This is a genomic window from Luteibacter sp. P4_D7_3, assembly GCF_056401735.1.
The window spans coordinates 1-7836 of sequence record NZ_JBFUIT010000189.1 but is presented as its reverse complement, the minus strand read 5'-3'; the positions used below and the strand labels follow the sequence as shown (position 1 = coordinate 7836).

Below are 7836 nucleotides of genomic sequence, written 5' to 3'. Positions count from 1 at the left end.
GGATGAAAACCTCATGGCCGCGGCGGACCAGATCGGCGGCAGCGGCCGGGATGAGGGCCACGCGGCCTTCGAGGGTCTTGGTTTCGGAGGGGATACCAATGCGCATCTTATGGAGGATCCTGAATGAGATAAAAGCCGCCCCGTGGGGACAAGGCGACAGCCGTCATTGCATCGATGTCTTGAATCGCACCTCGGTCTTCCCCATTCTCACGGGTCGACACACCTCGCAAACCCTCGACACGGCTTTAGCATCCTGCCGCAAGGGGCTAGCGGTACGACCGAAACACGCCGCAGTAAACCTCAAGGATTATACATGAGCACCCCCAAGCACAGCCGCCTGCTGATCCTCGGCTCCGGCCCCGCCGGATACACGGCCGCCGTCTATGCGGCGCGCGCCAACCTCAAGCCGACGATGATCACCGGCCTGGCACAGGGCGGCCAGCTCATGACCACCACCGAGGTGGACAACTGGCCGGGTGACGAAAAGGGTGTTCAGGGTCCGGAACTGATGCGGCGCATGGCCGAGCACGCCGAGCGCTTCGAAACCGAGATGGTTTTCGACCACATCCACAGCGTGGACCTGGCCGTCCGCCCGTTCCACCTGAAGGGTGACAGCGGCGAGTACACGGCCGATGCGCTGATCGTCACCACCGGCGCCACCGCCAAGTACCTGGGTATCGCCTCGGAAGAGAAGTTCAAGGGCCGCGGCGTCTCCGCCTGCGCCACCTGCGACGGCTTCTTCTTCCGCGACCAGGACGTGGTCGTGGTCGGCGGCGGCAACACCGCCGTGGAAGAGGCCCTGTATCTGGCCAACATCGCCCGCAAGGTCTACCTGGTCCACCGCCGCGACAAGTTCCGTGCGGAAAAGATCATGCAGGACAAGGTGTTCGAGAAGGTAGCTGCCGGCAAGATCGAGCTGCTGTGGAACCACCAGGTCGACGAAATCCTCGGCGACGACTCCGGCGTCAACGGCGTGCGCGTCAAGGACGTCAACACCGGCGTGAAGCGCGATCTGGAAGCCCAGGGTTTCTTCGTGGCGATCGGCCACACCCCGGCCACCGGCATCTTCGAAGGCCAGCTCGAGATGAAGGACGGCTACATCCAGATCCAGTCCGGCCTGCACGGCGGCGCCACGGCCACCTCGGTGCCGGGCGTGTTCGCCGCCGGTGACGTCGCCGACCATGTCTACCGCCAGGCGGTGACCTCGGCGGGCTTCGGCTGCATGGCCGCGCTCGACGCCGAGCGCTGGCTCGACCAACAGCACATGCTGACCTGACCGGAACCGGCCCCGCGCCTCGCGCGCGGGGCAACCGCCGCATGACCGGCATTCGATTCCTCGACAGCCTTGGTGGCATTGCGCCCGCCGACTGGGACGCGCTTGTGCCCGACGGCAACCCTTTCGTGTCGCACGCTTTCCTGAGCGGGATGGAAGCCAAGGGCTGCCTGCGCGAAGACTATGGCTGGAAGCCCTACCACCTGGGCATCTTCGACACGAACGATCGCCTGATCGCCGCCGCTCCCACCTACCTCAAGGGCAACTCGCACGGCGAGTTCGTCTTCGACTGGAGCTGGGCCTCGGCCTGGGAACGCGCCGGCGGCGACTACTATCCGAAGATGCTGGTCGCCTCGCCCTACTCGCCCGTGCCCGGCCCCCGGCTGCTGGTGCGCGACGGCATCGAGGCGGAGATCCTGCGCAACCGGCTCACCGCGGCCCTGGTCGACGAAGCGGACCGCCTGGGCCTGTCCTCGATTCACGCCAACTTCCTCGCCGACGCCGACCTGGACGCTTTCGACGATCGCTGGCTGGTCCGCTCCGATTACCAGTTTCACTGGCACAACCAGGGCTACGCGGATTTCGACGCCTTCCTCGCCTCGCTCAAGGCCAAGAAACGGAAGAACATCCGCCAGGAACGCGCCCATGCGATGGATGCCGGCCTGCAGCTGGACATGCGCGGCGGCGACGAACTCTCCGACGCCGAGTGGCGGCAGATCCACGCGCTTTACGAACTCACCTTCGACCTGAAGGGCAACCACGCCGCGCTGACCGCACGCTTCTTCCAGTACCTGGGTCGCACCCTGGGCCCGAAGGTGCAGGTCGCGATGGCGCGCGACGGCAACGAGATCGTCGCCATGGCCTTGTTCCTGCGCGGCGGCGACGCGCTGTACGGACGCTACTGGGGCGCCAGCGTCGAAGTCTCCGGGCTGCACTTCGAGCTCTGTTATTACCGTGGTATCGACTATGCGATCCGCGAAGGCATCGCCCGTTTCGAACCCGGCGCACAGGGCGAGCACAAGCTGGCCCGCGGCTTCCTTCCGACGCTGACGCACTCGCGGCATTACATCGCCCACGAGGGCTTCCGCCGGGCCGTGGCCGGCGCGCTCGAAGAAGAAGCGCTGCACCGCGAAGCGTATCGCGACGAACTGCTCGCCCATTCGCCGTACGCGGACCGATGATCCGCCTGCCGCAACTGAATCCCCTCCGCCCCGGCCTGTTTCCGGATCCCGAGGATGCGCTGGACGAACCCAACGGCCTGCTCGCCTGGGGCGGCGATCTTTCGCCCGAGCGTTTGATCGCGGCTTATGCGCAGGGCGTCTTTCCCTGGTTCAACGCGGATGAGCCGATCCTCTGGTGGTCACCGGATCCACGTTGCGTGTTCCGCACCGACGCGGTCCACATCAGCCGCAGCCTGCGCAAGCAGCTGTCGAAGTCCAACTGGCGGATCACCGCCGATACCTCGTTCACCCGCGTGATGCGCGCCTGTGCCGCGCCGCGCAGCGGATCGATCGGCACATGGATCGGCGACGACATGATTGCGGCGTACGAAGAGCTGCATCGGCAGGGTCACGCGCACAGCGTCGAGGTGTGGGACCGCGGTTCGCTGGTGGGCGGGATTTATGGTGTCGCCGTCGGTCGGTTGTTCTGCGGCGAGTCGATGTTCTCGGCACGCACCGGCGGTTCGAAGGTCGCACTGGCCGGCATGTGCCAGCTGTTGCATCGCTGGGGGTTTCCGTTCCTCGACGCCCAGGTGACCAACGATCACCTGCTATCAATGGGTGCGGTGGAGATTCCGAGACGGCAGTTCGTGGCGCAGGCCAAGCGCCTGGCGGCGATGCCGGGGATGGTCGGTTCGTGGGTGCAGCACCCCATAACCCTGCCCTGACACGCGGGAAAAACATCGCCGATAAATCGGCTTGGTAGGAGCCGATTCATCGGCGATGGCCGCGGCAGCGGCCGCCAGATTGCCATTCCGTCGCCAGCACCCAATCGCCGATAAATCGGCTCCTACCGAGCAGGCTTCCGGTTACCGACCTCTGTGCCCGCTCATCTCAGCCCCGGCATTCCTCGGCAACGCCAGGCACACCGGCGCGGCAATCAGCGACACGAACGTCACCACGAGAAACGCCACGCTGAAATCCGGCAGCTGCGCGTGCGCGTGCCCGTTCCACGTCACCGATACATGCAGCGCCGCCGCGGCCACGCAGATGCCTACCGACAGCATCAGCTGCTGGAACGTCGTGTAGAAGCTCGTGGCGCTGGAGAACCGTTCACTTGGCACATCCGCGTAGGCCACCGTGTTGTACGCGCTGAACTGTAGCGACTGGAAGAAGCCGCTCAGAAGCAGGACGGTGTAGATCGTCCACAACGGCCAGTCCGGTCGAAAGGCGGCGCACAAGGCGACGCAGACCATCGACAGCACGCCGTTCCAGACCAGGGTGGCGCGGAAGCCCCACAAGCGGAGCACGGGCGCCGCGGTGGCCTTCATCAGCATGGCACCAAGGGCGGAGACGAAGGTCACCACGCCGCTGTGCGCGGCGGAAAACCCGAAGCCCAGCTGCATCATCAGCGGCAGGAGGAAGGGCACCGAGCCCGCCGTGATGCGCGTGAGCGACCCTGCGATCACCGAAAGACGGAAGGTGGGAAAGCGCATCAACGAGAGGTCGAGGATGGGATTGGCCACGCGTTTGGAATGCCACACGTAAACCGCACCGACGATGAGGCCACCGACGATCAACCCCGCGGAACTCGACCCCGCCGTACCGCCACGACTCGCCATTTCCAGCCCGAATACCAGGCACGACAGCGAGATGCCCGACAGGATGAAGCCCACTGTGTCGAAACGCTGCCGCTCGGCGATGCGCACATCGGGGACGTACTTCGTCGCCAGCCACATGCCGGCAAGACCGATCGGTACGTTGATGTAGAAGATCCAGCGCCACGAGGCCCAGGTGACGATGAAGCCGCCCAGCGGCGGCCCGATCACCGGCCCGATGAGTGCCGGCACGAGCAGCCACGACATGGCGCTGACCAGCTCGGACTTCGGCACCGAACGCAGCAGCACCAGGCGCCCCACCGGCACCATCATCGCGCCGCCCATGCCCTGCAGCAGGCGCGAAAGCACCAGCAGCGGAAGATTGCCGGAGAGCCCGCAGAGGATCGAGCCGATGGTGAAAAGCGCAATGGCCGAGCGGAAGACGTTACGCGAACCGTAGCGGTCGGCGATGGCGCCGCTGGCGGGAATGAACACCGCGAGGCTGAGCATGTACGAGGTGAGTGCCACGCTCATGTGCAACGGCGACACGTCGAACGATTCCGCCATGGAAGGCAACGCCGTGGCGAGGATGGTGCCGTCCAGCTGTTCCATGAACATCGCGCTCGCGATGATCAGGGCTACGGTGCGGAAGCCAGGGGCGGGAGTCATCCGGGGAGGGTTGGCGGGGGAGCACATAGTCTGCGCCCGCGGGGATCAAAGGTCGAGTGAACGTAAACTTAGAAAGCGCCGCTCGTCGTCGGTGAAGGGATCGATGAAGGAGAGTTCGCGTGCGAGCAGTTGCATAGGCTCACTGAAATCCGCGGTTTCCTCGCGTAGGTCGGGGTACATCGGATCGCCCAGGATGGGTGCGCCCAGCCCCGCCATGTGCACGCGCAGCTGGTGCTTGCGTCCGGTAACAGGCTCCAGGCGATACCGCCACGCATGCTCGTCGCGCTCGATCACGTCGATGTGCGTGGTGGCGTTCGCGGGACCCTCCACTTCATGTGTGCGGAAGAACGGCTCCCCCCGCTCGATGCGACTGCAGCGCGAGAGCGGAAACGTCAGCCCGGGCAAAGGCGCCGCCAGCGCTTCATAAGTCTTGGCGATGGCGCGCTCGCGGAACAGGCGCGTATACGCGTCGCGACTGGACGGACGCGCCGAGAACACGACGAGGCCTGCGGTGCCGCGATCGAGCCGGTGCAGTGCGACGAGGTCCGGATTGTCGAGGCGACGGATGAGGCGCACCGACAGGGTCTCCTCCACGTAGCGTCCGGCCGGCATCACCGGCAGGAAGTGCGGCTTGTCGGCCACGACGAGGTCGTCGTCCTGGTAGACGATGGTCTCTTCGAAGGGAATGCGTGGCTCGGCGGATACCTCGCGCCGATAGGTGACGATGTCACCCGGGCGGTAGGGCGTGAGGTGGTCCACCGGGCGGCCGTGCGCCTCGACGAGGCCGCGCTCCATGCGGTCTTCCCAGGCATCGCGGCTGACCGCCGGGAAGCGCTCGCAGAGAAAATCGAGCACGCTGGGCCAGCCGCCGGGCGGCAAGGCAATCCTGCTGAGGGGCATGTGGTCCATGGGGTCATCCTAACCTTGCCAGCGCATGGGTCGCCAAGTGTTTCCCACCGGGCCGCAGCTTATACTGGCGCCGTCCCCCACATCGAGACACTCCGCGTGATCGGCCGGTTCCTCAGGAAGTTGTTCGGCGGCGGCAACGCGCCTCCCGCCCCTACCGTCGTGCCCGCACACGCCGCCGTGAGCATCACGCCGGTGGTGATCGACGTGCCCGTCGTGGAGGCCCCGGTGAGTGCGCTGGCCGCGGAAGAAATCGAAGACCGCTTCTACCGCCTGGTGCTGGGCCTCTCCCCGTCGGACGATGCCGCCTTCTCGCCGGCCGAACAAAGCGTGCTGCGCCGTGTGCGCGATGCCTTCGGTGGTGAGCGGTTCGATGTCGGCTCCCTGCCCCGGCTGCCTTCGGTGGTGCCCCAGCTCATGCGCTCGCTGCGCAACGACGACAGCGACAGCCGCGCACTGGCCGAACTGATTGCCCGCGACACCGTGCTGGTCGGTGAGATCGTGCGGGTGGCGAACAGCGCCTTCTTCAAGACGTCCCGACCGGTCACCGGCCTGCCCCAGGCGATCACCCTGCTGGGACAGGACGGTTTGCGCCGCGTCGTCATGCAGCTGGTGATGCGGCCCATCCTGCGCACCAACATGGGCGGCGCCAGCCAGCACGCGGGCGAGCGCCTCTGGGAGCACGCCGAGCGCTGCGCCCGCGCCTGCATTTTCCTGGGCCGCAATGTCTGCGACCCGTTCGAAGCATTCCTTGCCGGGCTGATCAGCCAGACCGGCGCGCAGACGATCCTGCTCGAGCTGGAAGAGCAGAACGACACCCGCGCCACGGCTTTCAGCCGCCCGCTCGTCGCCGCGCTGGCCCAGCAGATCGAACGGCTGTCGCTCCACGCGGCACGTCACTGGGCCTTCCCCTCACGTGTGGTCCAGGCGCTGGCCGAGCGCGCGGACCCCGCCGACGCAGGCGCACGCACGCCGCTGGGGCGCGCCCTGCTTGCCGCCAGCCGCGTGGCCATGTTGGATGTCTTGATCGAACAGGGCCTGGCCGACCCGGACTCGGCCCTATTGGCGAGCCCCGGCCAGACCTTCACCCAGGCGCAGCTGATCGCCTGCCGCGACGCCCTGCRAACAGCCGCGCCAGCCGAAGCCTAACCCTAAGCCCCTGTAGGAGCCGATTCATCGGCGAAGGGTTTCCGGCAGCAATCCATGTGGGAGCCGATTCATCGGCGATGGCGCTGCCGCAGCGCCCATATACCCTCAGCGCCGAACACCCGTAGCCACAACATCCGCCCAGAGCTGATCCGCCAGCTGGGTAGAGGCCCCGGCGATCAGATTCGGCACGATCGTGTCCAGACGCGGCGGATCCGTCAGTACGGGCGCGGTCTTGCTGACGTGGTAAACCTTCGAGACGACCACACCGCGCGCGACGATGCGGCAGTTCACCGTCAGGCCCATGGTCACGACCGACGGCTCGCCGTCCGGCGTGTGCACGGCAGTGGTCTGCTGCAGGCCACGGCAGCCGATGATCAGATCAGTGAAGTACTTCGGCTGCAGCGAGGTGCGCAGCTGGGCTTCGATCGCGGAGGCGATATCCGGGGACACCTGCACCTTGGGCGAGCCGGACAGGCCGCCGACGCTGATCACATGGTCACCCTTGTTTTCCAGCGTAAGCCACGGCGAGGCCGGGCTGGCAGCGACCGTGCGGGTCATGTCGCTTTCGATCATGGTCTTGCCGCCGCAGGCGGACAGCATCATGGCCGCGGTGGCGACCAACGCACATTTCGTTACTACGTACTTCATCACGTGCACAAACCCCTGTATTCCCCCAAGACAACCCTCCCAATTTAGCGGCTGGCCCACGCAGCGGCAACCACTCACGAATGTGAAGACGCCTTCCCCGCCGGCTAAAGGCTCATTCCGTGATGCCGATAACCTTTTCGACCCGACCGCGCGAGCGGTTATGATGCCGCTCCGATCCCCGGCAGGACCTCACCCACGATGTTTTCCGCTCGACAGCCTTCCGCTGGTGGAACAGACGCGCTCGCGCGCCTGACCTGGCAGGACTTCGAGCACCTGCTGGCCGAGCACTATCGGGCGCAGGGCTATCGCGTGGAGCACCATGCCCCGGTCACGTCCCTGAAGGCCCTTGGCGCTGGCGTCGATCTGCGCCTGACCCGCGGCACCGAGTCCGTCATCCTTCAGTGCAAGCACTGGGACGCCCTCGAAGTAGAAG

8 protein-coding genes are annotated in these 7836 nt (G+C 66.2%); 5 read left to right on the top strand and 3 right to left on the bottom strand.

Annotation, left to right across the window (positions count from 1 at the left end):
- The first annotated feature begins 313 nt into the window (after nt 1-313).
- The 3 genes from trxB to aat are packed head-to-tail and all read left to right on the top strand — an operon-like array spanning nt 314 to nt 3161.
- The gene (gene trxB / locus AC1DSN_RS15095; protein WP_477297648.1) at nt 314-1276 is read left to right on the top strand and encodes a thioredoxin-disulfide reductase; all 963 of its coding nucleotides are present in this window, start codon (nt 314-316) and stop codon (nt 1274-1276) included.
- Between the two features lie 41 nt (nt 1277-1317).
- A complete protein-coding gene (locus AC1DSN_RS15090; protein WP_477297646.1) occupies nt 1318-2454 on the top strand; it encodes a GNAT family N-acetyltransferase in 1137 nt (378 codons plus the stop codon).
- On the top strand, nt 2451-3161 hold the full coding sequence (aat, locus tag AC1DSN_RS15085; protein ID WP_477297645.1) for a leucyl/phenylalanyl-tRNA--protein transferase: 711 nt from the start codon (nt 2451-2453) through the stop codon (nt 3159-3161). Before AC1DSN_RS15090 ends, aat begins: the two co-directional genes overlap by 4 nt.
- A gap of 141 nt (nt 3162-3302) precedes the next feature.
- On the opposite strand, the gene AC1DSN_RS15080 is transcribed toward aat, so the two are convergent.
- Both AC1DSN_RS15080 and AC1DSN_RS15075 read right to left on the bottom strand, forming a co-directional pair.
- Nucleotides 3303-4727: an MFS transporter gene (locus tag AC1DSN_RS15080; RefSeq protein ID WP_477331424.1), complete on the bottom strand. Its 1425-nt coding sequence runs from the start codon at nt 4725-4727 to the stop codon at nt 3303-3305.
- A gap of 18 nt (nt 4728-4745) precedes the next feature.
- Complete coding sequence (locus AC1DSN_RS15075) at nt 4746-5609, bottom strand: pseudouridine synthase (RefSeq protein ID WP_477298969.1); 864 nt, start codon at nt 5607-5609, stop codon at nt 4746-4748.
- A gap of 96 nt (nt 5610-5705) precedes the next feature.
- Here AC1DSN_RS15075 and AC1DSN_RS15070 point away from each other — a divergent pair, with 96 nt between their 5' ends.
- Nucleotides 5706-6755: an HDOD domain-containing protein gene (locus tag AC1DSN_RS15070; protein WP_477331422.1), complete on the top strand. Its 1050-nt coding sequence runs from the start codon at nt 5706-5708 to the stop codon at nt 6753-6755.
- A 105-nt stretch (nt 6756-6860) separates the two neighbouring features.
- Here AC1DSN_RS15070 and AC1DSN_RS15065 read toward each other — a convergent pair whose 3' ends face one another.
- Nucleotides 6861-7376, bottom strand: coding sequence for a hypothetical protein (locus tag AC1DSN_RS15065; protein WP_477331420.1), 516 nt, complete (start codon nt 7374-7376; stop codon nt 6861-6863).
- Nucleotides 7377-7601: 225 nt separating this feature from the next.
- Between AC1DSN_RS15065 and AC1DSN_RS15060 the strand changes: the two genes are divergently transcribed.
- A partial coding sequence (locus tag AC1DSN_RS15060; protein ID WP_477331418.1) for a restriction endonuclease occupies nt 7602-7836 on the top strand: 235 nt, incomplete at its 3' end.

Excerpts from the sequence above, each read along its gene's own strand:
- trxB (WP_477297648.1), top strand. The coding sequence starts at position 314 with ATGAGCACCCCCAAGCACAGCCGCCTGCTGATCCTCGGCTCCGGCCCC.
- AC1DSN_RS15090 (WP_477297646.1), top strand. The coding sequence starts at position 1,318 with ATGACCGGCATTCGATTCCTCGACAGCCTTGGTGGCATTGCGCCCGCC.
- aat (WP_477297645.1), top strand. The coding sequence starts at position 2,451 with ATGATCCGCCTGCCGCAACTGAATCCCCTCCGCCCCGGCCTGTTTCCG.
- AC1DSN_RS15080 (WP_477331424.1), bottom strand. The coding sequence starts at position 4,727 with ATGTGCTCCCCCGCCAACCCTCCCCGGATGACTCCCGCCCCTGGCTTC.
- AC1DSN_RS15075 (WP_477298969.1), bottom strand. The coding sequence starts at position 5,609 with ATGGACCACATGCCCCTCAGCAGGATTGCCTTGCCGCCCGGCGGCTGG.